Here is a 1,122-nt window from a genome sequence, read left to right as displayed (position 1 = left end):
GGCAGGCGCAACGTCCGCCACGACGGCGCAGGGCCGACGTCGATCAGCGATGCCCGTCCCATCGGCTGGTACGCGCCACTGGTCTCGCTGCCGTATTCGATCTGCAAATTCGTATCGGTTACCTGGCCGGCCGCCGCCACCGCGAGCAGCGGCGCGCTGCCGCTACGGGCAGGCAGCCGGTACCACGTGGAGACGGCCTTCGCGGGGGCCATGTCTCCGGTCTGATAGCTGCCCAGCACGGGGGTCGTGGCGGGGTCGAGCCCGAACGGCAACACCATGTGCGAACCGTTGACACCTGCCGTGGCCCGCGTACCGCCGCCGGTGCCGGCACTGTTGCCCGCAGACTTCGAGCCGGGATTGCCAATGAGGTCCTCGCTGGCTTGCTGGGTGGAGGACAGGTCGGTGGGCAATCCGTCCGGGGTGAAGTTCACCCGCGTCACCGCACCGAGCGGATCCGGCCCCGGGGCGATGGGCTGCAACATGCCGGCATTCGGGTCGGCTTCGACCAACACATCATCGGCGAGGTTGCACGGATGACCGGCCATCGCCCGCGTGTTGGCCAGCCCGACCGAGTAGGCCGGGTACTGATTGACCACCCCGGCGGCCAGTGAGGCAACCTGGAACACGACGAGCAACGCGACCGCCAGGGTCAGCGGTGCACCGACGAGCGCCACCACACGAGACGAGCTTGTCGGTGTGTCCGCCGACCGGGGTCGGACATACGGTTCGCGGCAGTGGAACCACAACGCGGCCACCAGCGCTGCGGCTGCAAGAACGAGGAACACCGTGGCGAGCTTGATCCCGAACAGTTCGGGCGCCTTACCGCCCCACGGGATCCCGAAGCTGGAGACGTACCACCAGGCATTCTTGGATTCGAAACTGACCGCGAGCACGAACAGCACCGCGGCGGCGAACAGGGTGCGGTTGCGCGGCGACCGCAGCACGCGTGGGCCGACCAGTACGGCGGTCAGGCCGGCGAGGGCGGCTGCGATGCCCGCATACACGCCGAAGTGGTGGGTCCACTTGGTCGGGTTGAACATCATGAACACCAGCGACAGGGCGGTGGTGCCGACGATGCGGCGCGCCGGTCCCACCGCGACCACTCCGAGGTGGACCCGGCGA

The 1,122-nt window shown here is 68.7% G+C and carries 1 protein-coding gene; it reads right to left on the bottom strand.

Annotated features, from left to right (window positions below; all coding sequences use genetic code 11):
- A partial coding sequence (locus G4X40_RS22865; protein WP_277835940.1) for an arabinosyltransferase C-terminal domain-containing protein occupies nt 1-1,122 on the bottom strand: 1,122 nt, incomplete at both ends.

The sequence above is a fragment of the Speluncibacter jeojiensis genome (assembly GCF_029589495.1).
Classification (GTDB): Bacteria; Actinomycetota; Actinomycetes; order Mycobacteriales; family Mycobacteriaceae; genus Speluncibacter; species Speluncibacter jeojiensis.
Note: the sequence above shows the minus strand (reverse complement) of the source record. Positions and strands in the feature narration are given on the sequence as shown.